This is a genomic window from Stenotrophomonas sp. 85239_Sma (assembly GCF_056481725.1).
Window position 1 is genome coordinate 1274040 of record NZ_CM151163.1, and the last position, 26272, is coordinate 1300311.

Here is a 26272-nt window from a genome sequence, read left to right on the forward strand (position 1 = left end):
TGAACGAGAACGGCAGCGCCGGGCCATGCCCGGCGGGGCCAATGCCGACCAAGGTCGGCATCTACCGAGGACGCGTCAGGTAGACGCGCTGCGGATTGCGTCCGGCAGCGGCGCGCTCTTGCCGGTCTGCGTATCCATCCACACCACCACCACATTGCCGTCGGAATACAGCTTCGACTCATCCTGCTGGTCGACGATGCGGTGGCCGATGGTCACGCTGCTGTTGCCCAGGCGCTCGACGAACAGTTCCACCAGGATGTCGTTGGGCCACACGATCGGCAGCCGGTAATTGACGTTGGTCGCGGCCACCACCGGTGCGATGCGGTCGGTCATCGACACGCCTTCCACGCCCAGCATCCAGCGCACGCGCGCTTCTTCCAGGTAGGAAATGTATTTGGCGTTGTTGACGTGGCCCATGCTGTCCATGTCACGCCAGCGCACGCTGATCGGGATGCGGGCCAGGATCTTGTGTTCGCTGCTCATCAGGCGTCCTTCTTCTTCGTCGTGCTCTTGCTGGCCTTGCCGGTGCTCTTGGCGGCCACGGCTTTCTTCGCCACCTTGGCAGGCTTTTCAGGCTTCACCTTGCGCGGCGGACGCGCATCGGGCTTGTTGGCCACGGCGGCCGGCTGTTCCGGGCGCGCGCTGGTGGAGGGCAGCATGCGGGCCAGGAACTGGCCGGTGTACGACTGCGGGCAGGCCGCCACGTCTTCCGGCGTGCCGGTGACCAGGATGGTGCCACCGCGGTGGCCACCTTCCGGGCCCAGGTCGACGATCCAGTCGGCGGTCTTGATCACGTCGAGGTTGTGTTCGATCACCACCACCGTGTTGCCTTCGTCGCGCAGCTTGTGCAGCACGCCCAGCAGGGCTTCGATGTCGTGGAAGTGCAGGCCGGTGGTCGGTTCGTCGAGGATGTACAGGGTGCGGCCGGTATCGCGGCGCGACAGTTCCTTGGACAGCTTCACGCGCTGTGCTTCGCCGCCGGACAGCGTGGTCGCGCTCTGGCCCAGCTTGATGTAGCTGAGGCCGACATCGACCAGCGTTTCCAGCTTGCGCGCGATCGACGGCACCGGCTCGAACAGCTTCAGCGCATCCTCGACGGTCATTTCCAGCACGTCGTTGATGTTGAAGCCCTTGTAGAGGATCTCCAGCGTCTCGCGGTTGTAGCGCTTGCCATGGCAGACATCGCACGGCACGTACACGTCCGGCAGGAAGTGCATCTCGACCTTGATCAGGCCGTCGCCCTGGCAGGCTTCGCAGCGGCCACCACGTACGTTGAAGCTGAAGCGGCCCGGCGAGTAGCCGCGTGCACGCGCTTCGGGCACCTGTGCGAACAATTCGCGCAGCGGGGTGAACAGGCCGGTGTAGGTGGCCGGGTTCGAACGCGGGGTGCGGCCGATCGGCGACTGGTCGATGTCCACCACCTTGTCGAACAGGTCCAGGCCATCGATTTCCTTGTACGGGGCGATCGGGTGCGAGGAACCGTTGATCTCGTTGGCGGCCAGCGAGAACAGGGTGTCGTTGATCAGGGTCGACTTGCCGGAGCCGGACACGCCGGTCACGCAGGTCAGCAGGCCCGACGGAATCGCCAGGTCCACGCCCTTGAGGTTGTTGCCGCTGGCGCCGCGCAGGTGCAGTGTCATCTTCGGGTTCGGCTTGTGCCGGCGCGCGGGGATCTCGATCGCGCGCTTGCCCGACAGGTACTGGCCGGTCAGCGAGCGCGGTGCCTCCAGGATGTCCTGCAGGGTGCCCTGGCCGACGATCTCGCCGCCATGCACGCCCGCGCCCGGGCCGATGTCCAGCACGTAGTCGGCCAGGCGGATCGCATCCTCGTCATGCTCGACCACGATCACCGTGTTGCCGAGGTCGCGCAGGCGGGTAAGGGTGCCGAGCAGGCGCTCGTTGTCGCGCTGGTGCAGGCCGATCGACGGCTCGTCGAGCACGTACATCACGCCGACCAGGCCGGCGCCGATCTGGCTGGCCAGGCGGATGCGCTGTGCCTCGCCACCGGACAGGGTGTCGGCCTTGCGCTCCAGGGTCAGGTAATCCAGGCCCACATCGACCAGGAAGCCGAGGCGTTCGCCGATTTCCTTGACGATCTTCGAGGCGATCTCGCCACGCCAGCCCGGCAGGCTCAGTTCGCTGAAGAACTTCAGCGCCTCGTCGATCGGCAGCACGACCAGGTCCGGCAGCGGGCGGTCGGCCACGAACACATTGCGTGCCGCCTTGTTCAGGCGCGCGCCATGGCATTCCGGGCACGGCTGTTCGCTGATGTACTTGGACAGCTCCTCGCGCACCGCCGGCGATTCGGTTTCCTTGTAGCGGCGCTCGAGGTTGGGAATGATGCCCTCGAAGCGGTGCTTGCGCTGGGTGCGGCCGCCGGCTTCGGTGAAGTAGGTGAAGGTGATCGCTTCATCGCCACTGCCGTACAGCACGGCCTGCTGCACGTTCTGCGGCAGCGAGTTCCAGGCCGCGTCGACATCGAATCTGTAGTGCTTGGCCAGCGATGCGATCAGCTGGAAGTAGTAGGCATTGCGGCGATCCCAGCCGCGCACCGCACCGGCGGCCAGCGACAGCTCGGGGTGCACCACCACGCGCGAAGGATCGAAGAATTCGGCCATGCCCAGGCCATCGCAGCCGGGGCAGGCGCCCATCGGTGCATTGAACGAGAACAGGCGCGGTTCCAGCTCCGGCAGCGAATAGTCGCAGACCGGGCAGGAGTACTTGGAGGAGAACAGGGTCGGCGCGGCGTCGGCCGTGTCCAGGCTCTGCACCGAGGCCATGCCGTCGCCGAGTTTCAGCGCGGTCTCGAAGCTCTCGGCCAGGCGCTGCTTGATGTCCTCGCGCGGGCGGAAGCGGTCGATCACCGCCTCGATGGTGTGCTTCTGGCGCAGCGCCAGCGGCGGCACCGCGTCGATCTCGTGCAGCTCGCCGTCCACGCGCACGCGCACGAAACCCTGCGCGCGCAGCTGGTCGAACACCTGGGCATGCTCGCCCTTGCGGTCGCGGATGACCGGGGCCAGCAGCATGTAGCGCTGTTCCGGGTCCAGGGTCAGTACCTGGTCGACCATCTGGCTGACCGTCTGCGCTTCCAGCGGATAGCCGTGATCCGGGCAGCGCGGGGTGCCGACGCGGGCGTACAGCAGGCGCAGGTAGTCGTAGATCTCGGTGATCGTGCCGACCGTCGAACGCGGGTTGTGCGAGGTCGACTTCTGCTCGATCGAGATCGCCGGAGACAGGCCCTCGATGTGGTCCAGGTCCGGCTTTTCCATCACGCTCAGGAACTGGCGCGCGTAGGCCGACAGCGACTCGACGTAGCGGCGCTGGCCTTCTGCATAGATGGTGTCGAACGCCAGCGATGACTTGCCCGAACCGGACAGGCCGGTGATCACGATCAGCTTGTCGCGGGGCAGGTCGAGGTCGAGGTTCTTCAGGTTGTGCGTCCGCGCGCCGCGGATGCGGATGAAATCCATCGCCATGGGGGATCCGGTTGTGGGGGCGTTGGCTGGGTGCCGGGCCAGCAGGGAACGGCAATCGGTCAGCCTACCGAGGTGACCAGATGGGGGCAATGGGCGACAATGCCAGCCCGGGGTCTCACCTGATGAGACAGGCTGACAGGCAGGGGTCAGATCCCTTTTAACCACGTGAAAAGGGATCTGACCCCGTTCCGGCCCGGCCTCCAGGCCGTTCAGGGGTTGACTTGACCCGCGCCCGCTGATCTGCGTACAATCCCGCTCCTGTCCGCCCTCGATGGCGGCAGCTCAGACCACAATAACTACAGAGGAAGGCCTGGTCATGTACGCAGTACTGGTCACCGGCGGTAAGCAATACCGCGTGGCGCAGGGCGAAAAGCTCCGCATTGAAAAGCTCGAAGTCGAAGTCGGCAGCGAGATCAAGTTTGACAACATCCTGATGCTGGGTGACAGCGATGGCGTGAAGCTGGGCGATGCGCTGAAGGGCGCTGCCGTCACCGCCAAGGTCCTGTCCCAGGGTCGTGCTGACAAGGTCCGGATCATCAAGTTCCGTCGCCGCAAGCACCACATGAAGCGTCAGGGTCACCGTCAGTACTACACCGAAATCGAGATCACCGGCATCGCCGGCTAAGCATCAGGAGAAGCAGTCATGGCACATAAAAAGGGCGTAGGCTCCTCGCGCAACGGTCGCGACTCCAACCCGAAGTACCTGGGCGTCAAGATCTTCGGCGGCCAGGCCATCGAAGCCGGCAACATCATCGTGCGTCAGCGCGGCACCCAGTTCCACCCGGGTTCGGGCGTTGGCCTGGGCCGTGACCACACCCTGTTCGCCCTCGTGGACGGCAAGGTGGAGTTCTCGGTCAAGGGCGCCAAGAAGCGTCGCACCGTCAGCATCGTCTCGGCCGACGCCTGATCCAGGCATCGCCGGCACCCGTGCCCAGGCATGGCCGTGCTGGATGAAGAGCACGCTGCATGGAAAGCCCCGCTTCGGCGGGGCTTTTCGTTAGAGTGAACGCAAGACCGGCCAGGCCGGGCTGCCGGCCATCGGCAGGCATAACATTCAAGGCGACGGCAGGCAGGCCGCGCCCATCGTAGGCATCGAAACAATGAAACTGGTAGACGAAGCAGAAATCGAAGTGTTCGCCGGCAACGGCGGCAACGGCTGCATTGGCTTCCGTCGCGAGAAGTTCATTCCGCTCGGCGGCCCGGACGGCGGCGACGGCGGTGCGGGCGGCAGCGTGTACATCCGCGCCGACGAAAACCTGAACACCCTGGTCGACTTCCGCCATGACCGCATCTTCAAGGCGCAGCGCGGCGAGAACGGCATGGGCCGGCAGGCCTATGGCAAGGGTGGCGAAGACCTGACCATCACCGTGCCGGTGGGCACCGTGGTCATCAATGTCGCCACCGATGAAGTCATCGGCGACCTGACCCAGCACAACGACCGGCTGCTGGTGGCCAAAGGTGGCCGCGGCGGCCTGGGCAACATGCACTTCAAGAGTTCGACCAACCGCTCGCCGCGCCAGGCGCTGCCGGGTGAGCCGGGCGAGGAGCGCACGCTGAAGCTGGAGCTGAAGCTGCTGGCCGACGTCGGCCTGCTGGGCTTCCCCAACGCCGGCAAGAGCACCCTGATCCGTGCCGTTTCGGCGGCGACGCCGAAAGTGGCCGATTATCCGTTCACCACGCTGTACCCGAACCTGGGCGTGGTGAAGGTGGAGAACTACCGCAGCTTCGTGATCGCCGATATTCCGGGCCTGATCGAGGGTGCGGCAGATGGCGCCGGCCTCGGTGCGCAGTTCCTGCGCCACCTGCAGCGCACCCGCCTGCTGCTGCACCTGGTGGACATCTCGCCGATGGAAGGCGGCGTGGAAGGCATTTCGCCGGTGGAGCAGGTGCGGGCGATCGAGCGCGAGCTGGAGAAGCACGATCCGGAGCTGCTGAACAAGCCGCGCTGGTTGGTGCTGAACAAGGCCGACCTGATGTTCGAGGACGAGGCGCAGGCGGCGGCCGAGCAGATCGTCGCCGAGCTGGGCTGGAAGGAGCCGTGGTTCCTGGTCTCCGCGTTGGGTCGCGAAGGCACTTTCCCGATCATGAGCCGGATCATGGCGTTCTTTGATCGCCAGAAGGAAGATGAGCTGGAAGCCCGCAACGCGCAGTGATGCTGTTGTGGTTCCGCGCGAAAAACCCGGCTTCGGCCGGGTTTTCTGTTGTTGCGGTCAGATCCCTTTTCCGCTGGGAAGGGATCTGGCCCCGGGCGAGCAGGCAACAAAAAACCCGGCCAGGGGCCGGGCTTTTGTCTGCAGTCCAGCCCCGAGGGGCTAGGCGGCAACGCCGGATCAGGCGGCCTTGAGGGCCTTGATGCGGTCGTTCAGGCGGCTCTTGTGGCGAGCAGCCTTGTTCTTGTGGATCAGGCCACGCGCGCTGAAGCGATCCAGGATCGGCTGGGCAACGGCGAAGGCGGCTTCGGCGCCGGCGGCATCGTTGGCGTCCAGCGCCTTGATCACTTTCTTGACAGCGGTGCGCAGCATCGAGCGCTGAGCCACGTTGCGCGCGTTGCGCACGACGGTCTGCTTGGCGCGCTTCTTGGCGGACTTGATATTGGCCACGGTGGTGGTTTCCTGAAAAAATCGGTGTTATGGGAACAGCAAGCTAGCTAGTATGATGGCGTAAGAAATGCACGTCAAGTCGATTGTCAAGAGGGACGCTGAGTGAGTTCACCCAAGTTGTTGCGGGGCCTGCTGTCGTTCAGCAGCATGACCATGGTCTCGCGCGTTCTCGGACTTGTCCGGGACTTCGTGGTGACCACCACGTTCGGCACCAACGCCATCACTGATGCTTTCTGGGTCGCCTTCAGGGTACCCAATTTCCTGCGCCGGTTGTTCGCCGAAGGGTCTTTCGCCACCGCTTTCGTGCCGGTGTTCACGGAAGTGAAGGAAACCCGCAGCCACGCCGAGCTGCGTGAACTGATGGCCCGGACCGCCGGCACCCTGGGTGGGGTGCTGATGCTGGTCACCGCACTGGCGCTGATCTTCGCGCCGCAGCTGGCCTCGGTCTTCTCAAGCGGCGTTGATACGGATCCGGTGAAGCAGGGCCTGCTGGTCGACCTGTTCCGCCTGACCTTCCCGTTCCTGCTGTTCGTCTCGCTGACCGCACTTGCCGGCGGCGCGCTCAACAGCTTCCAGCGCTTCGCGATGCCGGCGCTGACCCCGGTCATCCTCAACCTCTGCATGATCGCCGGCGCACTGTGGCTGGCGCCGCGGCTGGGCGGCACCCCGGAAAAGCAGATCCTGGCGCTGGGCTGGGCGGTATTGGCCGCCGGCATCCTGCAGCTGCTGTTCCAGCTGCCGTCGCTGAAGGGCATCAAGCTGCTGACCCTGCCGCGCTGGGGCTGGAGCCATCCGGGCGTGCGCAAGGTGATGACGCTGATGGTGCCGACGCTGTTCGGTTCCTCGGTGGCGCAGATCAACCTGTTGCTGGATACGGTGATCGCGGCCAAGCTGACCGACGGCTCGCAGTCCTGGCTGTCGCTGGCCGATCGCTTCCTTGAGCTGCCGCTGGGCGTGTTCGGCGTGGCCCTGGGCACGGTGATCCTGCCGGCGCTGGCCCGCCACCACGTCAGCACCGACCGCGAGGGTTTTTCGCGCTCGCTGGACTGGGGCCTGCGCATGACCTTGCTGATCTCGGTGCCGGCCATGCTGGGCCTGCTGCTGCTGGCCGAGCCGCTGATCGCGACCATCTTCCAGCACGGCCAGTTCAGTGCTTTCGATACCCGCATGACCGCGTTGTCGGTGTACGGCCTGAGCTTCGGCCTGCCGGCGTTCGCCCTGCTGAAGGTAGTGCTGCCGGCCTTCTACGCCCGCCAGGACACCAAGACCCCGGTGCGCGCCGGCGTTGCCGCGCTGGTGGCCAACATGGTGTTCAACTTCATCCTGCTGGCGGTGCTGTACCAGGTGATGGTGCCGGACGCGCTGAAGGCGCAGGGCGTGATGGCAGCCATCGGCAAGCAGCCGGGCCTGCACCTGGCGCTGGGCATCGCCAGCGCGCTGTCCAGTTACCTGAACCTGGGCCTGCTCTGGTACTGGCTGGGCAAGACCGATGTCTACCAGCGCCGGCCGGGTTGGGGCGGCTATCTGCTGCGCCTGCTGCTGGCCTGCGCGGCCATGGTCGGTGTGCTGCTGGCCCTGCTGCATTGGCTGCCCGGCTTCCCGGCGATGGGGGTGTGGGAGCGGATCGGCGCACTGGCGCTGCTGGTCGGTGGCGGTGGCGCGACCTATGCGGTGGCCATGCTGGCGATGGGCTTCCGCCCGCGCGACCTGCGCGGGCATTGATCGCGGCCCGTGGCGGCTATACTTCAGGGTTACACCATTGAAGCGGCGGCCCCGGTCGGGCCGGAACGAGAGTTGATGAGCAGGCTGTTCAGAAGCGTCGAGGGCGGGGAGCTGTTCCCCAACGGAAGCGTGGTCTGTATCGGTGCATTCGACGGCCTCCACCTGGGCCATCGTGCGCTGGTCCGCCACGCGGTTGCCCGCGCGCGCGCCTTGGGCGTGGCCGCAGTGGCCGTGGCATTCGAGCCGCTGCCGCGTGAGTTCTTCGCCCAGGGCACGCCGCCGCCGCGGCTGACCCTGGCGCGCAGCAAGGTCGAGATCCTGCGCGAGCTGGGCGTCGATGCGATCGGCCTGCTGCGTTTCGACGCGGCGATGGCGGCGATGCCGGCCGAGACCTTCGTGCGCCAGCTGCTGGCGCACCGGCTGGGCGCGCGTGAGGTCTGGATCGGGCCGGAGTTCTGCTTCGGCAACCGCCGCCGCGGCGATCTGGCCCTGCTGCAGAAGATGGGCGCCGAACTCGGCTTCACCGCGGGCGAGATCGAAGCGGTGGACCTGCATGGTGAGCGCATCTCCAGCACCCGCATCCGCCAGCTGCTGCAGGACGGCGATTTCGCCCGCGCCAACGACCTGCTCGGCCGTCCGTACGCGATCAGCGGGCGTGTGGTGCGCGGGCGCCAGCTCGGCCGTACGCTGGGCTTCCCCACCGCCAACCTGCGCTTCCCGAAGACCCCGGCACTGTCGGGCATCTACGCGACCTGGGTGCACGGCGTGTTCGACCAGCCGTGGCCGTCGGTGTCCAGCTTCGGCACGCGGCCGACGGTGGACGGCGTGGAGCCGCTGCTGGAAGCCCACCTGTTCGATTTCCAGGGCGACCTTTACGGGCGCCACATCGACGTGGAGTTCGTCGCCAAGCTGCGCGACGAAGAGAAATTCAATGATCTGGCGGCGCTGACCGACCAGATGCACCGCGACGCCGAACAGGCGCGCGCCATCCTTTCCGAACATAGATTGCGAGCCACTGCGTGAGCCAGGACTACAAGACCACCCTGAACCTGCCAGCCACCGAATTCCCGATGCGCGGCGACCTGCCCAAGCGCGAGCCGGGCATTCTGGCGCGGTGGGAAGCGCAGGGGCTCTACCAGCAGCTGCGCGACAACGCCGCCGGCCGCCCGCTGTTCGTGCTGCACGACGGCCCGCCGTACGCCAACGGCCGCATCCACCTGGGCCACGCGGTCAACAAGATCCTGAAGGACATCATCGTCAAGTCGCGCTACCTGGCCGGCTTCGATGCGCCCTACGTGCCGGGCTGGGACTGCCACGGCCTGCCGATCGAGATCGCGGTCGAGAAAAAGTGGGGCAAGGTCGGCACCAAGCTCGACGCCGTCGAGTTCCGCCAGAAGTGCCGCGAGTTCGCCGAGGAGCAGATCAACATCCAGCGCGTGGACTTCAAGCGCCTGGGCGTGACCGGCGACTGGGACAACCCGTACAAGACCCTGAGCTTCGACTTCGAAGCCAACGAGATCCGCGCGCTGGCCAAGGTCGTGGCCAACGGCCACCTGGTGCGTGGCGCCAAGCCGGTGTACTGGTGCTTCGACTGTGGCTCGGCGCTGGCCGAAGCCGAGATCGAGTACCAGGAAAAGGAATCGCCGGCGATCGACGTGGCCTACGCCGCGCGTGATGCGCAGGCCATCGGCCAGGCCTTCGGCGTGAGCATGCCGGCCGATGTGGAAGTGGCTGTACCGATCTGGACCACCACGCCGTGGACGCTGCCGGCCTCGCTGGCGGTGTCGCTGGGCGCGGAGATCAACTACGTGCTGGCCGAGGGCCCGGCCCACAACGGCAAGCGCCGTTGGCTGGTGCTGGCCGCGGCCCTGGCCGAGCGCGCGCTGCAGCGCTATGGCGTGGACGAAGTCGTGCTGCACGGTGAAACCACCGGCGCGGCGCTGGAAAACCAGCTGCTGGCGCATCCGTTCTACCCGGAACGGGAGATCCTGGTGCTCAACGGCGACCATGTGTCCGACGAGGACGGTACCGGTGCGGTGCACACCGCCCCCGGCCACGGCCAGGAAGACTTCGTGGTCAGCCAGAAGTACGGCCTGCTGGACAAGTACAACGCCGGCCAGGTGACTCCGATCGACGGCCGTGGCGTGTACCTGGAATCGACCCCGCCGGCCGGTGACGTGGTGCTGGCTGGCCAGCACCTGTGGAAGGCGCAGGAGGCTATCGTCGGCGTGCTGCGCGACAACGGTTCGCTGCTGGCCTTCCATCCGATCCGCCACAGCTACCCGCACTGCTGGCGCCACAAGACGCCGGTGGTGTTCCGCGCCACCCCGCAGTGGTTCATCTCGATGGACAAGGCCAACCTGCGCAACGATGCGCTGGCCGCCATCGATACCGTGGGCTGGTTCCCGACCTGGGGCAAGGCGCGCATCCAGAGCATGGTCGACGGTCGCCCGGACTGGACCATCTCGCGCCAGCGCACCTGGGGCGTGCCGATCGCACTGTTCACCCATCGCCAGACCGGCGAGATCCACCCGCGTTCGGTGGAGCTGATGCAGCAGGTCGCCGACCGCGTCGAAGCCGAGGGCATCGACGTGTGGTACTCGCTGGATGCCGCCGAACTGCTGGGCACCGAAGCGGCCGACTACGAGAAGGTCACCGACATCCTCGACGTCTGGTTCGATTCGGGCGTCACCCATGAAGGCGTGCTCGCCGCGCGTGGCTTCGGCAAGCCGGCCGACCTGTACCTGGAAGGTTCGGATCAGCACCGCGGCTGGTTCCAGTCCTCGCTGCTGACCGGCGTGGCGATCGACAAGCGCGCCCCGTACAAGCAGTGCCTGACCCATGGCTTCACCGTGGACGAGCACGGCCGCAAGATGTCCAAGTCGCTGGGCAACGGCATCGAGCCGCAGGACATCATGAACAAGCTGGGTGCGGACATCCTGCGCCTGTGGATCGCCTCGGCCGACTACAGCAACGAGATGTCGCTGTCGCAGGAGATCCTCAAGCGCAACGCCGACGCCTACCGTCGCCTGCGCAACACCGCACGCTTCCTGCTCGGCAACCTGGACGGTTTCGATCCGGCCCAGCACCTGCAACCGCTCGAGCAGATGGTCGCACTGGACCGCTGGATCGTGCATCGCGCGTGGGAGCTGCAGGAGAAGATCAAGGCGGCCTACGACGGCTACAACATGGCCGAGATCGTGCAGCTGCTGCTGAACTTCTGCAGCGTTGACCTGGGCTCGCTGTACCTGGACGTGACCAAGGACCGCCTGTACACGATGCCGACCGATTCCAGCGGTCGCCGTTCGGCACAGAGCGCGATGTACCACATCGCCGAAGCATTCACCCGCTGGGTCGCGCCGATCCTGACCTTCACCGCCGACGAGCTGTGGGGCTACCTGCCGGGCGAACGCGCCGAGCATGTGCTGTTCACCACCTGGTACGACGGCCTGGCGCCGCTGCCGGCCGATGCGCAGCTCAACGCCGCTGACTTCGACCAGTTGCTGGCTGTGCGCGAGCAGGTGGCCAAGGTGCTCGAGCCGATGCGTGCCAACGGCGCCATCGGTGCCGCGCTGGAAGCGGAAATCACCATCGCCGCCAGCAAAGAGCAGGCCGCGCGCTGGCAGCCGCTGGCCGATGAACTGCGCTTCCTGTTCATCAGCGGCGACGTGCAGGTGCGCCCGGCGACCACCGACGAGGTGTTCGTCAGCGCCCAGCCAACCACCAAGGCCAAGTGCGTGCGCTGCTGGCACCATCGCGCCGACGTCGGCAGCAACGCCGACCATCCGGAACTGTGCGGCCGCTGCGTGAGCAACATCACCGGCGCCGGCGAACTGCGGAGCTGGTTCTGATGAGCGCCGCACGTCCGCATCCGAACGCCCTGGTCTGGCTGCTGCTGTCGGCCGCCATCATCGGCCTGGACCAGTGGTCCAAGGCCTGGGTGCTGTCGAGCCTGCCGGAGTTCCAACCGGTGGTGGTCATCGACGGCTTCTGGAACTGGTACCGCACCTACAACACCGGTGCGGCGTTCAGCTTCCTGAGCGACGCTGGTGGCTGGCAGAAGCACTTCTTCACCGCGCTGGCGATCGCCATCAGCGGCCTGATGGCCTGGTGGCTGCGCGGCACCGCCCGCAGCAACTGGAAGGCGGCCGTGCCGTATGCGCTGATCATCGGCGGCGCCATCGGCAACGTGATCGACCGCCAGGTGCATGGTCATGTGGTCGATTTCATCCAGTGGTACGTGGGCAGCTACACCTGGCCCTCGTTCAACATCGCCGACTCGGCCATCGTGGTGGGTGCCATCGGCATCGCCCTGTTTGGCCTGTTCGACGGCAAGTCCGCCAAAAAGGCGGATAATGCCAACCCGAAACCGTAAGCCGGCCGCTGCCGGGAGATTGAACTGATGGATGTGCTGCTCGCCAACCCGCGTGGTTTCTGTGCCGGTGTCGATCGTGCGATCGAGATCGTCAAGCGCGCGATCGAAACGCTGGGCGCGCCCATCTACGTCCGCCATGAAGTGGTGCACAACCGCTTCGTGGTCGACGACCTGAAGCAGCGCGGCGCAATCTTTGTCGAGGAACTCGACGAAGTGCCGGACAACAACACGGTGATCTTCAGTGCCCATGGCGTGTCCCAGGCCGTGCGCCAGGAAGCCGAGCGCCGTGGCCTGAAGGTGTTCGATGCCACCTGCCCGCTGGTGACCAAGGTCCACTTCGAAGTGGCCCGCCACTGCCGTGCCGGCCGTGACGTGGTGCTGATCGGCCATGCCGGTCACCCGGAAGTGGAAGGCACCATGGGCCAGTGGAACCGCGAAGCCGGCACCGGCCAGATCTACCTGGTGGAGGATGTCGAGCAGGTCGCCACGCTGCACATCAACCAGCCGGAAAACTTCGCGTACACCACCCAGACCACGCTGTCGGTGGATGACACGCGCGGCATCATCGATGCGCTGCGCGAGCGTTTCCCGGCGATGCAGGGCCCGAAGAACGACGATATCTGCTATGCCACGCAGAACCGCCAGGACGCCGTGCGCGACCTGGCCAAGCGCTGCGATCTGGTGCTGGTGGTCGGTTCGCCGAACAGCTCCAACTCCAACCGCTTGAGCGAGCTGGCCCGTCGTGAGGGCGTGGAGTCGTACCTGATCGACGGCGCGCATGAGATCGACCCGCGCTGGGTGGAAGGCAAGCAGCACATCGGCGTGACCGCCGGTGCCTCGGCACCGCAGGTGCTGGTCGATGGCGTGCTGGCGCGCCTGGCCGAGCTGGGCGCGACCGGCGTCGGCGAGCTGGACGGCGAACCGGAATCGATGGTGTTCGCGCTGCCGAAGGAACTGCGCCTGCGCCTGGTCGACTGACCGAGCCTGACTCTTGTGGGTGCGAACCTGCACAAGGTGGGTGCGAACCTTGGTTCGCACGCTTTTTGGCAGGCGCGGATGGGCGGTCCGCCCATGACCTTTGGCCATGGGGCAGGGCACTCTACAGGCCTAGCATCGGAGGATTCTCCGTTGTTGGAACCTGCCCGATGAAGACCCGTGCCCTGGCCATGTCGTTGCTGTTCGCGCTGACCGCCACGCCTGCACTGGCGCAGACCTCGCCATCGGCGAACGCGGCCGCTCCCGGCCTGCTGCGCATCGATGTGGACGCACGCGACCTGGCCCGGCGCATCTTCAAGGTGACCGCCAGCGTGCCGGCCAAGCCCGGCCCGATGACTCTGCTGTACCCACAGTGGATTCCCGGCAATCACTCACCCACCGGCCCGATCGACAAGCTGGCCGGCCTGCGCGTGACCGCCAACGGCAAACCGTTGGCCTGGCAGCGCGACCAGTACAACGTCTATGCGTTCAAGGTGGACGTACCCGAGGGCGTGACTGAAATCGTCGCCCACTTCGACTTCCTGTCCTCGCAGGGTGGCAGCCAGGGGCGGGTGGTGATGACCCCGGAAATGCTCAACCTGCAGTGGAACGCCAACTCGCTGTACCCGGCTGGGGTGGATGCACGCAACCTGCAGGCGCAGGCCAGCGTGACCCTGCCCAAGGGCTGGTCGTTCGCCACTGCGCTTGAAACCGCGCGCCGAGATGGCGACACGGTGGTGTTCAAGCCGATCTCGTATGACCACCTGGTCGATTCACCGTTGTTCGCCGGCGAGCATTACCAGCGCATCGATCTCGACCCGGGTGCGAAGGTGCCGGTGCACCTCAATTTGTTCGCCGACGACGCCAAGTCACTGAAGCCGAGCGAGGCGCAGATCTCGATGCACCGTGCATTGGTGCAGCAGGCCGACAAGCTCTACGGTGCGCGCCACTACAACCACTATGAATTCCTGCTGGCGCTGACCGACCGCCTCGGCGGCATCGGCCTGGAGCATCATCGCTCCAGCGAGAACAGTGCCGACCCGGGCTACTTCACCGAGTGGGACAGCAACGCGTGGATGCGCGATCTGCTGCCGCATGAGTACACCCATTCCTGGAACGGCAAGTACCGTCGCGGCGCGGATCTGGCCACCGCCAACTTCAACGTGCCGATGGGCGACAGCCTGCTGTGGGTCTACGAAGGCCAGACCCAGTTCTGGGGACAGGTGCTGGCGGCGCGTTCGGGCCTGTGGTCGACCGCGCAGGCGCGCGACATGCTGGCCAACGTGGCCGCGACCTATGATCGTGGCCGGCCGGGCCTGGCCTGGCGCCCGCTGCAGGACACCACCAACGATCCGACCATCGCGCAGCGCCGCACGCTGCCTTACCGCAACTACCAGATGAGCGAGGACTACTACTCCGGCGGCCAGATGCTGTGGCTGGAAGTGGAGGGCAAGCTGCGCGAACTGAGCGGCAACCGGCGCAGCCTGGACGATTTCGCGCGCGCCTTCTTCGGCGTCGGCAATGGCGACTGGGAGGTCAACCCGTACACCTTCGATGACGTGGTCACGACCTTGAACGGCATTGCGCCGTACGACTGGGCGACGTTCCTGCGCGGTCGCCTGGATGGCCATGGTTCGTTGACCGGTGGCCTGGAACTGGCGGGCTGGAAGCTGGCCTACCGCGATACTCCGAACGACGCCTACAAGGCGCAGGAAAAGCGCGCGAAGGCGGCGCTGCTGGCGTACTCGCTGGGCGCGACGGTGCTCGACAGCGGCGTGGTCGGCGACGTGATCTGGGACAGCCCGGCGTTCAATGCCGGCCTGGCGCCGGGCATGAAGGTGATTGCCGTTGGCGGCCGCGAGTACAGCAGCCAGCGCTTGAAGGACGCCGTCGCCGGCGCGGCGAAGGACAAGGCGCCGATCGTGCTCCTGGTGAAGCGGTTCGACCGCATTGAAACAATGAACATCGACTATCACGGTGGCCTGCAGTATCCGGTGCTGGAGAGAATCGCCGGCAAACCTGACCGCCTTGCGGATCTGTGGAAGGCACGATGAAGCCGCGCGCCCGCGATGGCGTGATCCTGTTGATGGCGATTCTCGCCATCGTGGGTGCATTCCTGCACGGCGATGGGCGCTGGCTGCATTGGCTGGCCAAGCCGGCCACCACGCTGCTGATCGCCGCCATCGCCTGGCGCGTGCACGATCCCGCACAGCCGTTCTACCGTCGCGCGGTGCTGGCCGGCATGCTGCTGTCGTGCGTGGGTGACATCGCGCTGATGCTGCCGATGGACGCGTTCGTACCGGGGCTGGTGGCGTTCCTGCTGGCGCATCTCTGCTACATCGTCGCCTTCCGCGATGGCCTGCGTGCCGGACGCGGCCTGCTCGCCGCCGGCGTCCTGCTCGGCGCGTTCGCTGTACTCAATGTACTGGGCCTATGGCCGCACCTGCCCGCACCGATGCGTATTCCGGTGCTGGCGTACGTGATAGTGCTGGCCTCGATGGCGGTGTTGGCACTGGCACGCCAGTGGCGCCGGCCGCAGTCCGGGGCCGTGGAAGACAGCAGTGCGCGCTGGGCTGCCGCCGGTGCGCTGCTGTTCGTCGCCAGCGATTCGTTGCTGGCCTGGGACCGCTTCGCCGGCGGCCTGCCGCTGGCCAGCCTGCTGGTGTTGTCCACCTACTACGGCGCGCAGTACGCCATCGCCCGCTCGGTGAAACAGCAAAAAGGGGACGGAGGGGATTAAGTCGCAGACGGCACCATGGCATAAACGACTTAATCCCCTCCGTCCCCTTTTTTGCGTTGACTATCGGTGGCTCGTGCCGCGCAGGGCACCCTGTGCGTCGAACGAGAGGCGTACGGACTGGCGGTCACCGGCGACCTCGTCCGGCAGCCAGACCAGAGTGCCACCCTTGCGCACGATCACATAGACGTGACCGACTTCACCCGGTGTGCCCATCAACGCGTTTCGCTGCGCCTGCAGCGCCTGGGCGACGCGTGGCACCGCCTCGAAATCGATGTTGGCCAGCGCCGTGCTGCTGCGGCGCAGTGTGATGGTGGGGGCGAAGCGTTGCGGATCGACCGGGCTGCCTTTGCGCCACTGGCCGCGCTCGAAATGGTAGCTGTCCACGCGCGAGGGGTGCTGCGGATCGACCAGGTCCAGGTTGATGCGGCCATCATCGTAGAAGTGGATGCTGTGGAACACCGTCAACCGATGCCCGGCCAGCGCCGGCAGTTCCTCGAGCGCCTGGCGTGCGGCCAGCAGGTGGTCGACATCGAACAGGCGATTGCTTCGCGCGGGAATCGGGGCAGGCTGCGGTCCAGCAGCCACAGTAACGCCGGGCGCAAGCGATGCAGGCTGTTCGCGCGGCGGTTGCGACGAAACGAAGGGTGGCAACCGATCGGCCTGCACTGAATGGCCCAGCGTTTCGCCCAGCGTCTGCAGCGCACCCCCTGCCACGGCAACGCCGGCCAGCGCCAGCAACACCACGCAGAACACCAGCCGGGTCGAGGGCGGCTGCTTCATATTCCCTCCAGGCGAACGTTGCCGCGATCTTCCGGGTCGTACAGCAGCGTGACCTGCTCGCGCGGAAGGTTGGCCAGTTCGATCAGTGGGATGAAGCGACGTACGCTGGCCTGTTGCACGGCACCCTCGCGGTCGGTGTATTCCAGCTGGAACTCCACCTGTGGCTGCTCGTTGAGATAGGTGCCGGTCTGGCGCAGCTTCAGCACCTTCGCCTCCACGCCGATGCCGCGGTACTTCAGCGCGTCACCGCGGGCATCGGCCTGCAGCAGGCGGCCGAGCAGGCGCAGGCCCAGCGCATAGCCGCACAACACCAGCGGACACACCAGCAGTGGATGGCCGAACGACAGGAAGGTCCAGCCCAGGCCTTCGCTCTGCAGCCGATAGGCGAACACGTAGGCACTGGCAACGGCGACGATGCCGATCGCCGCACCGATGCCACGGCGCCAGAGGCTGCCGACATCCAGTTCCGGCTGGGCGCCGTCGAGCACCACGTTGGGGAACTCGCCCGGCGCACGGCTCAGGCGAGCCTCGATACGCTTGCCGGCAATGAAGCGTTGCAGTTGTGGCTTGCTGTCCACCACCAGCATCTGTTCGCTGACCGGTGTGCCGGACAGGTTCTGGAAGCGCAACTGCAGCTTCCACTGTGGGAAGCCACGTACCTGTATGCCGGTCTGTTCGGCCTGTTCGATCAAGGCATCACGCGGCTCACCGTCGGCCAAGATCGAACGCACCCGATGCAGGGCGCGCGGTGGACCCAGCAGCAGGTAGTGCAGGAAGGCGAGCAGCAACGCCAGCCACAGGGCCAGCGATACGGCGAGCAACAGCAGTGCCAGCCACGGTGCGCTGCGGTCGGCCAGCTGCACCGGCCACGACGTGCCGAGGTAGAGGATGCACGGAAAGGGTAACGCGAAGAACAGCAGGAACGCGCCCCAGAACCAGAGATAGGCCTTCATGGGGTGGTGGGGGACCGATGGAACAGGGCGCGTAGGGTACTACGCTCAGCGGATCTGCAGGGTCAGCAGGAAGTAGCGGCCGAGTGGGTCATCCAGACCCGGCATCTGGCCACCATTGCCGACCAGATAGTTCACCGGTTGCGTGTCGAGCACATTGTGCACGTCCAGCGCGGCGACCACGCGCGGCCCCAGGCGCCGTGCGAGATGCAGGTTCCAGCGCAGCTGCCGGGGGTTCATGCAGTGGTTCTGCCCGCGCTGATCCTCCGGGCACTCTGCACCGGGCAACCAGGCGCGCGTGCGTCCGACCTGGTTGCCGCGCAGGGCGATGTCCCAGTTGCTGTTCTGCCACTGCACATTGAGCACGGCAGCCATCGTGGGTGTGACATGGCCACGCAGGTCCACCGTGGCATCGTGGCCACGTTCGCGGCGCAGTTCCTGCTGTTTCAGTGCATCGAGCGAGAACAGCCACTGGCCGGTGTTGCCGGTGTCGATGTGGTACTCCCCGCGCAGTACCCAGTTGCGCGACGTGGTGCGGCCGATGTTGTCGAAGGACAGGCGCAGGTTGCGCAGGTGGCCGTCCTCGTCCAGCTCCCAGGTGCTGCGGTTCCACACTGCGTCGGCCGGTTGCAGGGCCAGGATCTCGTTGCGCAGCTCGACGATGTTGTGGGTCAGTGACAGCGAGAACGTATCGGTCGGCGTCCAGGTGGCGGCCAGGGAATGACTGAGCGACCGTTCTGCCTTCAGCGCATCGTTCTCCACCACGTCCACGGTAACGTTGCAGCGTCCGTTGCCAGTGCTCTGCGCGCAGTCCGGCAGCGCGCTGGAGGCGGGCAGTTCGATCGCGCCGAAGTAGCCCGGTGGACGCCGCTGCTCGAACAGGCTGGGGGCACGGTAGCCGCGCCCGCTGGCAAGCAGGAATGACCACTGTGGCGTGGGACTCCAGCGTAGGCCCACACGGGGCGAGAAGGCCTGGTAGTCGCCATCGCGGTCCCAGCGTGCTGCCAGGTCCATGCGCAGCGTGTGCGCCAGGGGCAGGCCGAGTTCGGCGTAGGCGCCGCCACTGCGGCGCGACAGGTGGCGCTGCTCCTGCGGCAGGCCCAGCGCGAGGTCACCTTGGCTCAGCAGTGCGTCGGGATGCGAGGTCCAGCGTTCCTGGCGCAGGTCGATGCCGGTGGCCAGCTGTGCGTAGCCACCGGCCAGCGGCATCAACTCGCGCTGCATGCCCCACCAGCCCTGCCATTGTTCAGTGCGGCCGCGGTTGCGGATCGACGGGAACAACTGCTCGGCCGCGCCTGCCGGGAGCGACGTGAAGCCGGGCAGGAAGTCCAGCGTCTCCGCCGCACGCAGCAGCGGCTCGGCGCGCACGGTGCCCGACGTGGACAGGGTGACATCGCTGCGCTGTGCGCTGATGCCGGCATCCCAGCTGCGCCGGCCCTGGTCGCGGCCGATGCCGAAGGTGACGTCGGCATCGGTGGCACGTACATGCGGACGCACGTTGCCGGCTTCGCGCAGCACGCTGTTGAAGGTGAACCCATACAGGCCGATGGCAACGGCGGTCGGGCCGAGGTCGAAGCGCTGCCGGTTGTGGCTGGCCCGCGCCTCGGCGTAGGCATAGCGACCTTCGCCACGTTCATGCCGGTAGCGCAGGTAGGCCGAGGCCGTATCCGAGGCAGGTTGCAGCGAACGCGGGCGCGCGCTGTCGAACCAGCAGGCACCATCGCGCCGTTTCAATGGCCCTTCGCAGCGTTTTGCCGGCCAGTAGAGGCCATCGCGGAACGCGCCGATCAGGTACTGCGAAGTTTCCGCATGCCATTGGCGGCGATCACCGGCCACGTGATCGATGCGGTGCAGGTCGATGCCGGCGAACCAGCGGTCCCCTCCGTCGCGCACACCGCCGGTGGCCGCCTGCAGGCGATACTGGCCGGCGTCACCGCGTCCGCTCAGGCCGGTCTGCAGCATGGCTTCCGGGCCATCGGCCTGGTCGCGCAGGATGATGTTGACCACGCCGGACATCGCGTCGGCACCATAGATGGCCGAGGCGCCGCCGCGTACCAGTTCGATGCGTTCGACGAAACTGAGCGGAATTCCACCAAGATCGGTGAGCCCCCCCTGTTCCAGCGACACCATGGGATAGCGTGGCAGGCGCCGGCCGTTGACCAGGAACAAGGTCGCACGCGGACCCATGCCGTCCAGGCTGGTGGTGGTGGCCGCACCCACCGGCAGGTACTGCGAATCGCCGCTGCGCGAGGTGCTCATCGCCGGGTGGCCGTTCATGCCTGGCAAGTGCCGCAACAGGTCGAACAGGCTGCCGTAGCCGCTGCGCAGGATGTCATCGCGGTCGATGATGGTGACCGGCAGCGTGGTCTGCACGGAGGTGCGTGGCAGCCGGCTGCCGGTGACATGGATCGGCGCCAGTTCCACCTGCGGCGGAGCGTTGGCGGCCTTGTGTGGCGAAGGTGCTGCGGGCATGGCGCGTGCAGCGACCGACGGTGGCGATGGCGGCGCGGGGTGGGTGCGGCGGACGACGAATCCGCCAGCAGGCGTACGCAGGATGTTCACCGGCATGCCGGCGACCAGGTCCTTCAGGGCTGCGGCCGCATCGCGGTGGCCATGGGTGCCGGCCGTGCGCAGGCCATCCAGCTCACGCGCATCGAACAGCAGGGCGATGCCGCTCTGTCGCGCCCAATGCTGCAGGGCGGGTGCCAGCGGGCCTGAATCAACATGGACCTCCAGGGTGCCCGCCTGCTCGGCCGCACCGGCAGACGGCAGCGCGGGGATGCTCAGCGCGAAGCAGAACAGGGTGCGGAGCAGCCCTCCCTGCAGCGCGCCCGGTACTGCCATCACCGCAGGCCTCCTCAGTACGTGCGGCGCAGTTCCAGCGCGCCATCCGGTCGCGTCTGGCCAGCCACCGACCAACCCAGTTCCAGTGCCGACAGCAGCTCCTGCGCGTCGCCGGCACGGAAAGTGCCACTCACCGCCAGGCTGGCGATCTCGGGATCGGCGATCACCAGCGGCGTACGGCCGTAGCGGTTCATGCGCTCGACAACGATCGACAGCGGCGTGGCATCGAACACCAGCTGCCCCTGCAGCCAGCCTTCGGCAGCGGCATTGGACGACAGTGCCGGACCGGGCTGGATGCGGCCCGACGGCAGCACCTGCAATTGCTGGCCGGGCGTCAGCGTGTGCTGGGTCCCGCCATTGCTGACTTCTACCGCACCTTCCAGCAGCGCAACTTCGACCAGGCCGTCGTGCAGGCGTTCCACCTGGAAGGTGGTACCGATGTCGCGGATGGTGCTGTCGCCGGCGCGCAGCTGCAGCGCCTTGCCCGACGGTGCGACCTGCAGCTGCACGCGGCCACGTTCCAGTACCAGGTTGCGATGGCGCCAGCCGAAACGGGCGTGCAGGGTGGTGCCGGCATCCAGCGTGGCCACGCTGCCATCGGCCAGCGTCTGTTGCCGGGGCTGGTGGGAATCGTTGGCATAGCGAAGTGGGGTGGGGTTGCCATCGACCGCCACCATCCAGCCGATCCCGATGGCCAGGCAGACGCCTGCGGCAGCGGTCACCGCCGGCAGCCAGCGGCGCCGCACCGGCCGCGCCACGCGTGCCGCGGCAGTGCGCAGCCACGGGTCGGTGGCCAATACTTCGCCCTGCTGGAACAGCGTCTCGGCCTGGATCCAGGCTTTGACATGGGCCGGATCTTCGGCCAGCCAGTCCTCGAACGTCTCGCGCTCGCCCGGCGTACAGTCCGGAGCTTCCAGCCGCGCTACCCAGGCGCTGGCGCGTTCGAACAGCTGGGTGTCTTCCCGGGGCCTCGCCTGACTCATCCGTTGTCCCTGTCGTTGTGCAGCGGATCCGATCCGAGTTCCTGGCGCAGGCCCTGCAGGGCGCGGGCGATATGTTTTTCCACGGTCTTGGCGGTAATTCCACAGTGGCGCGCGATCTGCGTATAGCTCATGCCGGTGATCCGGTTGAGCAGGTACACCTCGCGCGCGCGCTCGGGCAGCTTGAACAGGGCCTGCCGCAGCAGGGACAGCATCTGCCCGGACTCGGCCTGGCGCAATGGATCGGGCGACGTGCTGGAAGGCTCGTTGCCGCCATCGTGCTCGGCCAGGGACAGATGCGGTCGCGACTGCGACGAACGCCCGCGATCTGCCAGGCGGTTGCGGGCGATACGATACAGCAGCAGCCGCAACTCGTCGGCACTGTGCGTGCGATAGCGGATCAGCCGCTCCATGCAGTCCTGCGCGATGTCCTCGGCATCCTCCGGCCCAACACCGCGCGTGCGCAGGAAGGCGCACAACGGCGCGCGTTCCTCCCGCACGAACGCAATGAACGCGTCCGCCGGCACGGACAGGTCCGGCGCGCGATGGATCAGAGGAGAGGGGGCGGACAGGGCTGGCCTCGGGCGTCGGTGGCGGGTACGTCTTCGAGTTTTACGCGACGATGACCGGATGGGGAAGAGTGGGCATGGTCCATGATTTCATTGTGAATGCATTCATGTTTCGAGGGCCGGTGCGCTGGGGGAGATCGCGCCACCCGGACGTTGAACTCCTGACCCGTGTGTTGCGGGTGGAGAGAGAACACATGAAGCATTCGAAGTTGAGCCTGGCCCTGGCAGGGCTGATGGGCATCACCGCCATGGCGGCGGTTGATGACGTCATGGCAATGAATTATCACGTGCAGGACGATCGCGTCTTCCTCAGCGGCGGCGTCACCGTTGCCGATGTGGTGGCGCTGCCTGCACTGCTGGCCAAGGCGCAGGCTGAAGGCCGTCCGATCCGTGAAGTCGTGCTGCGTACGTCCAACGGTGGCGCGCTGATCGCCGGCGAGTGGCTGCAGGCAGTGATCCGTACCCAGGGCCTGGACACCATCGTGTCCGGTCACTGCATTTCGTCCTGCTCGATCATGCAGTCCGGCGGCGTCAACCGTTATCTCGGCGGCGATCTGCCGCTGGTCGATTCGGTGCAGATCCATGCTGCCAGCAGTGGTGGCAGGATCACCTACGCTCCGTCGCCGCGCATGACCCAGATCTACACCGGCAACTATGGCGGCGGCATGGATGCCGGCCTGTTGCACAAGGCCATGTACGAAGTGGTGGCGCCCAACGGCCTGCTGGTGTTCCGCGACCCGGCGCGTACCACGGGTACATCGGTCACCTTCGATCCGGATGGCAGCGGCAGCAAGCTGGAGTCGTTCCCGGGCCAGGACATCCGCGGCAACAACATCATCAACACGGCAGGCTACCGTGATCCGGGCGACACCCTCCGTATCACCAGTAACGTCAGTGGCGACATCAACCCGGGCTACCTGCGCACCGCGCGCCAGCTGCAGGCCTTCGTCGATGACGATTTCGCGCGCTGGAACACCGACTGGGCCAGCACCTACATCAATTACGCGGTGAGCCTGTACAACGTCTCCACGCGGGGGCCGAACGGCATCGGCGCACAGTCGCTGCAGCAGCTGCTCGGCGACCCCGACCTCCAGGATGAGCTGCGCGGCCAGCTGCGGCTGGCCGATCTGGACGTTTCGACCCTGGCCAATTCCGCCGGCGTGATCCGTGTCAGCAATGGCGCCACGTGGCGCACCGCCGAAACCACCGGCGCCGATTTCATGCTGGTCGATAACGGCACCATCGCACTGGAGGGCGGTGCGCTGCGCACCCCCGAGCTGCGGGTGATGCCGGGCAGCGTCGTGGTCGGTCACGGTGATATCGCATCGGTGGGCATCGACACCGATGCACTGCTGGATGGCACCGGCCCCTCCTGGCGCGAGGACGGCTTCAACCGCCTGCGCGTGTTCGGCACGTTGATGCCGCGCGGCGGTGATCTGGTGACCCACGGCTACGTCAACATCATGCCCGGCGGCCAGCTGCTGTTCGACGTTACCGAGGCCGGTGGCACCGGCAGTGGCCGCCTGCGCGTCGGCAGCTTCTACGATGACGGTGCCGAGGAGGGCGCGCTGGTGATCGCGCAGGGTGCACACCTGGCGTTGAATGTTGCCCAGGGCTTCTATGCCGGTGCCTACCGCCGCGACCTGGTGGAAGGGCCGATCTACCAGGGCGGCTTCCAGGATGTCGTGCGGCTGGGCGATGCCGGCTACAGCGCCAGCATCACCGGCGGTGAAGTGTTCCGCCCGCGCCACAATTCGCTGCTCAGCTTCAACGTCAACCAGACGGCCGATGGCCTGTGGCTGACCGCCAACCCGGGCTTCGACCAGCTGGGGCTGTTCGCCAACGGCACCTCCGGCGACGGGCTGGGGCGCGCGCTGGCAGCCGCATCGGACCGCCAGGACAGCGGCCTGAAGTCGCTGCTCGGCGCGCTGCAGTTCACCGACCGCGATGTGATCGCACAGCAGGCCGGCGCCCTGCGCGGTGATGCCCATGCCAGCCTGCGCCTGGCCGACAACGCACTGCTGGGCAGCATCGGCAACGTGGTGCAGCAGCACCAGGCGGCGATGCGCAGTGGCGGCGATGCCGATGGACTGGCTTCGCAGGCGGCGCAGTCGGTGTCGGCGCAGCCGGGCATGCGTCATGGCAGCCTGTTCAACCAGTTGGCCATGCATCTGGTCGAACCGGCCGGCGAGGGGACTGGCGGTGGCGGTGCGACGGGACGCAGCCATGGCCTGTGGGCACGCGGTTTCGCCAGCCATGGCCGCATCGACGCCGACGGTGGCGTGGGCGGCCTGAGCCACAACATCGGTGGCATCGTGGTCGGTGCCGACACCCGCCTGGCCGATGACCGCGTCACCCTGGGTGCCAGCGTGGCCGCGGCCGACATGTCGACCAAGGCCAGCGATGGCTCCGGCTTCAGCGGCGACGTGCGCGCGCTGGACGTGGGCGGCTACCTGGACGCGACCTATTCGCGTGGCTACCTGTCAGCGGCCGTGCGCTACACCGATCTGCGCCATGACACCCGCCGCAGCCTCTCCGCCATCGAGGGCCTGCAGCAGCCGCTGCGTGCCCGATACAGCAACGATGCGATCTCGGCGCGGGTCGAACATGCCTTCTCCTTCACCACTGGCAAGGGGCTGGTGATCCAGCCGCTGCTGCCGGTGGTGGACTACGCACGGACGTCGGCAACCCGCTTCAACGAAGGGCAGGGTGCCGGTGCGCTGGCCGGTCGCAGCGGCAGCCTGGAAAGTATCCGCGTGGGTGCCGGCCTGCAGTTGTTCAAGACCTTCGAGGGCAACAACGGCGAGCGCATCACCCCGCGCGCGCGCGTGGTCTGGCAGAAGGAACTGGGTGACACCCAGGCCCGCTACAGCACCGGCTTCGCCGCAGCTCCGGACCTGCTGTTCGGTGCCAGCAGCCAGGCCGTGGGTGAGCAGGTGCTGGCCTGGAACGTGGGCGTGACCAGTCGCGCCAGCGAGCGCCTCTCGATCATGGCCGACTACGTGGGTGAGCGCCGCGACGGGCAGATCCAGAACGGCGTGATGCTGGGCCTGGGCTATCGGTTCTAAGTGGTACCCGGCCCCGGCGATATCCGTATCGCCGGGGCCATCCCATCAGGGCAGGTGCTGCGGTATGGTCGGCAGGGAACTCCAGCCAGGCCCGTCCATGCAGATCGCCGTTTTCAGTGCCCGCCCCTACGATCGTCGCTTCCTGGACGAGGCCAACCAGCGCGATGCGGCCGGGCAGGGCTTTGCGTTCGTGTACTTCGATGCCGCGCTGGACGTGCATACCGCCGCGCTTGCGCAGGACTGCGCCGCCGTCTGCGTGTTCGTCAATGACCGCCTCGACGCGCCGGTTCTGCACGCGCTGCATGCGTTGGGCGTGCGCGCCGTACTGCTGCGCTGCGCCGGCTTCAACAATGTGGATCTGGCCGCCGCGACAGCGCTGGACCTGTTCGTCGCGCGGGTGCCGGCCTATTCCCCCGAAGCCGTGGCCGAGCATGCGCTGGCGCTGGTGATGACGCTCAACCGGCAGACCCATCGCGCCTACAACCGCGTGCGCGAGGGCAACTTCATGCTCGATGGCCTACTCGGGCGCACCCTGCATGGGCGCACGGTCGGCATCGTCGGCACCGGCAAGATCGGCCTGGCCACCGCGCGCATCTTCAACGGCATGGGCTGTACCGTGCTGGGGCACGACCCGTACCCGTCGCCGGCCTTCGCCGGCGTGGGCGACATGGTTGGACTGGATGAAATGCTGGCGCGCGCCGACATCGTCTCGCTGCATTGCCCGCTGACGCCCGATACCCAGCACCTGATCAACGACGCCTCGCTGGCGCGGATGAAGACCGGCGCGATGCTGGTCAACACCTCGCGCGGCGCGCTGGTGGATACCCATGCGGTGATCCGCGCGCTGAAGTCGCGGCGGCTCGGCCATCTGGCCATCGATGTCTACGAGCAGGAAAGCGCACTGTTCTTCCAGGACCTCTCGGGCGAGATCATCGACGACGAGGCCTTCCAGCGCCTGATGACCTTCCCCAACGTGCTGGTGACCGGCCATCAGGGCTTCTTCACCGTGGAGGCGCTGCAGGAGATCTCGGCGATCACGTTGGGGAACCTGCAGGATTTCGCCGAGGGGCGGCTGTGTGCGAACCGGGTGGAGGCGTAGTAGACACGCTGCGGAAATAGGCCTCGCCCAGTCCCATCAGTGGGAATCAACTGGCCATCAGTGGACGCATCGCCGGTAGTTATGCCTATCGTGC

Annotated in this window: 20 protein-coding genes; 12 read left to right on the forward strand and 8 right to left on the reverse strand. The window is 66.8% G+C overall.

All coding sequences use genetic code 11. The features are described from left to right. Nucleotides 1-75 precede the first annotated feature (75 nt). Entirely contained in the window at nt 76-483 is a 408-nt protein-coding gene (locus ACYKG1_RS06075; protein ID WP_025873855.1) for an acyl-CoA thioesterase, read from the reverse strand. Next, nucleotides 483-3476, reverse strand: coding sequence for an excinuclease ABC subunit UvrA (uvrA, locus tag ACYKG1_RS06080; protein ID WP_262084589.1), 2994 nt, complete (start codon nt 3474-3476; stop codon nt 483-485). Before uvrA ends, ACYKG1_RS06075 begins: the two co-directional genes overlap by 1 nt. 316 nt (nt 3477-3792) lie before the next feature. Between uvrA and rplU the strand changes: the two genes are divergently transcribed. The 3 genes from rplU (at nt 3793) to cgtA (ending at nt 5629) form a co-directional block, all read left to right on the forward strand. Beyond that, the gene (gene rplU / locus ACYKG1_RS06085; protein ID WP_005408557.1) at nt 3793-4101 is read left to right on the forward strand and encodes a 50S ribosomal protein L21; all 309 of its coding nucleotides are present in this window, start codon (nt 3793-3795) and stop codon (nt 4099-4101) included. 18 nt (nt 4102-4119) lie between these two features. Continuing rightward, the gene (rpmA, locus tag ACYKG1_RS06090) at nt 4120-4383 is read left to right on the forward strand and encodes a 50S ribosomal protein L27 (protein WP_005415704.1); all 264 of its coding nucleotides are present in this window, start codon (nt 4120-4122) and stop codon (nt 4381-4383) included. A gap of 193 nt (nt 4384-4576) precedes the next feature. Further along, entirely contained in the window at nt 4577-5629 is a 1053-nt protein-coding gene (cgtA, locus tag ACYKG1_RS06095; protein ID WP_014036376.1) for an Obg family GTPase CgtA, read from the forward strand. A 177-nt stretch (nt 5630-5806) separates the two neighbouring features. On the opposite strand, the gene rpsT is transcribed toward cgtA, so the two are convergent. Further along, nucleotides 5807-6076, reverse strand: coding sequence for a 30S ribosomal protein S20 (rpsT, locus tag ACYKG1_RS06100; RefSeq protein ID WP_005408560.1), 270 nt, complete (start codon nt 6074-6076; stop codon nt 5807-5809). A gap of 117 nt (nt 6077-6193) precedes the next feature. Between rpsT and murJ the strand changes: the two genes are divergently transcribed. The 7 genes from murJ (at nt 6194) to ACYKG1_RS06135 (ending at nt 15888) form a co-directional block, all read left to right on the forward strand. Further along, on the forward strand, nt 6194-7798 hold the full coding sequence (gene murJ / locus ACYKG1_RS06105; RefSeq protein WP_478472704.1) for a murein biosynthesis integral membrane protein MurJ: 1605 nt from the start codon (nt 6194-6196) through the stop codon (nt 7796-7798). A 75-nt stretch (nt 7799-7873) separates the two neighbouring features. Next, on the forward strand, nt 7874-8821 hold the full coding sequence (locus ACYKG1_RS06110; RefSeq protein WP_100471641.1) for a bifunctional riboflavin kinase/FAD synthetase: 948 nt from the start codon (nt 7874-7876) through the stop codon (nt 8819-8821). Then, nucleotides 8818-11649, forward strand: coding sequence for an isoleucine--tRNA ligase (gene ileS, locus ACYKG1_RS06115; protein WP_478472115.1), 2832 nt, complete (start codon nt 8818-8820; stop codon nt 11647-11649). Before ACYKG1_RS06110 ends, ileS begins: the two co-directional genes overlap by 4 nt. Continuing rightward, nucleotides 11649-12173 carry a signal peptidase II gene (gene lspA, locus ACYKG1_RS06120; protein ID WP_100471643.1) on the forward strand — a complete coding sequence of 175 codons (525 nt, stop codon included), beginning with the start codon at nt 11649-11651 and terminating at the stop codon, nt 12171-12173. The genes ileS and lspA overlap by 1 nt, the downstream gene beginning before the upstream one ends. A 27-nt stretch (nt 12174-12200) precedes the next feature. Then, complete coding sequence (gene ispH / locus ACYKG1_RS06125; RefSeq protein ID WP_014036381.1) at nt 12201-13151, forward strand: 4-hydroxy-3-methylbut-2-enyl diphosphate reductase; 951 nt, start codon at nt 12201-12203, stop codon at nt 13149-13151. 167 nt (nt 13152-13318) lie between these two features. After that, nucleotides 13319-15202 carry a M61 family metallopeptidase gene (locus ACYKG1_RS06130; protein WP_478472116.1) on the forward strand — a complete coding sequence of 628 codons (1884 nt, stop codon included), beginning with the start codon at nt 13319-13321 and terminating at the stop codon, nt 15200-15202. Continuing rightward, nucleotides 15199-15888 (forward strand): lysoplasmalogenase, encoded by a 690-nt coding sequence (locus ACYKG1_RS06135; protein ID WP_478472117.1) that lies wholly within the window; start codon nt 15199-15201, stop codon nt 15886-15888. Before ACYKG1_RS06130 ends, ACYKG1_RS06135 begins: the two co-directional genes overlap by 4 nt. Before the next feature lie 60 nt (nt 15889-15948). Here ACYKG1_RS06135 and ACYKG1_RS06140 read toward each other — a convergent pair whose 3' ends face one another. The 5 genes from ACYKG1_RS06140 to ACYKG1_RS06160 are packed head-to-tail and all read right to left on the reverse strand — an operon-like array spanning nt 15949 to nt 21969. Further along, a complete protein-coding gene (locus ACYKG1_RS06140) occupies nt 15949-16668 on the reverse strand; it encodes a hypothetical protein (protein WP_478472119.1) in 720 nt (239 codons plus the stop codon). Continuing rightward, complete coding sequence (locus tag ACYKG1_RS06145) at nt 16665-17621, reverse strand: hypothetical protein (protein WP_100471647.1); 957 nt, start codon at nt 17619-17621, stop codon at nt 16665-16667. The genes ACYKG1_RS06140 and ACYKG1_RS06145 overlap by 4 nt, the downstream gene beginning before the upstream one ends. 45 nt (nt 17622-17666) lie before the next feature. Beyond that, nucleotides 17667-20462, reverse strand: a complete 2796-nt coding sequence (locus ACYKG1_RS06150; protein ID WP_478472706.1) for a TonB-dependent receptor plug domain-containing protein — start codon at nt 20460-20462, stop codon at nt 17667-17669. Nucleotides 20463-20476: 14 nt separating this feature from the next. Then, nucleotides 20477-21445, reverse strand: coding sequence for a FecR family protein (locus ACYKG1_RS06155; protein WP_100471649.1), 969 nt, complete (start codon nt 21443-21445; stop codon nt 20477-20479). Continuing rightward, complete coding sequence (locus tag ACYKG1_RS06160) at nt 21442-21969, reverse strand: RNA polymerase sigma factor (RefSeq protein ID WP_100471650.1); 528 nt, start codon at nt 21967-21969, stop codon at nt 21442-21444. The genes ACYKG1_RS06155 and ACYKG1_RS06160 overlap by 4 nt, the downstream gene beginning before the upstream one ends. Nucleotides 21970-22205: 236 nt before the next feature. Here ACYKG1_RS06160 and ACYKG1_RS06165 point away from each other — a divergent pair, with 236 nt between their 5' ends. Together ACYKG1_RS06165 and ACYKG1_RS06170 are read left to right on the forward strand one after the other, a co-directional pair. Next, entirely contained in the window at nt 22206-25079 is a 2874-nt protein-coding gene (locus ACYKG1_RS06165; RefSeq protein WP_478472120.1) for an autotransporter domain-containing protein, read from the forward strand. Between the two features lie 97 nt (nt 25080-25176). Continuing rightward, complete coding sequence (locus tag ACYKG1_RS06170) at nt 25177-26178, forward strand: 2-hydroxyacid dehydrogenase (protein ID WP_478472122.1); 1002 nt, start codon at nt 25177-25179, stop codon at nt 26176-26178. Nucleotides 26179-26272 lie beyond the last annotated feature (94 nt).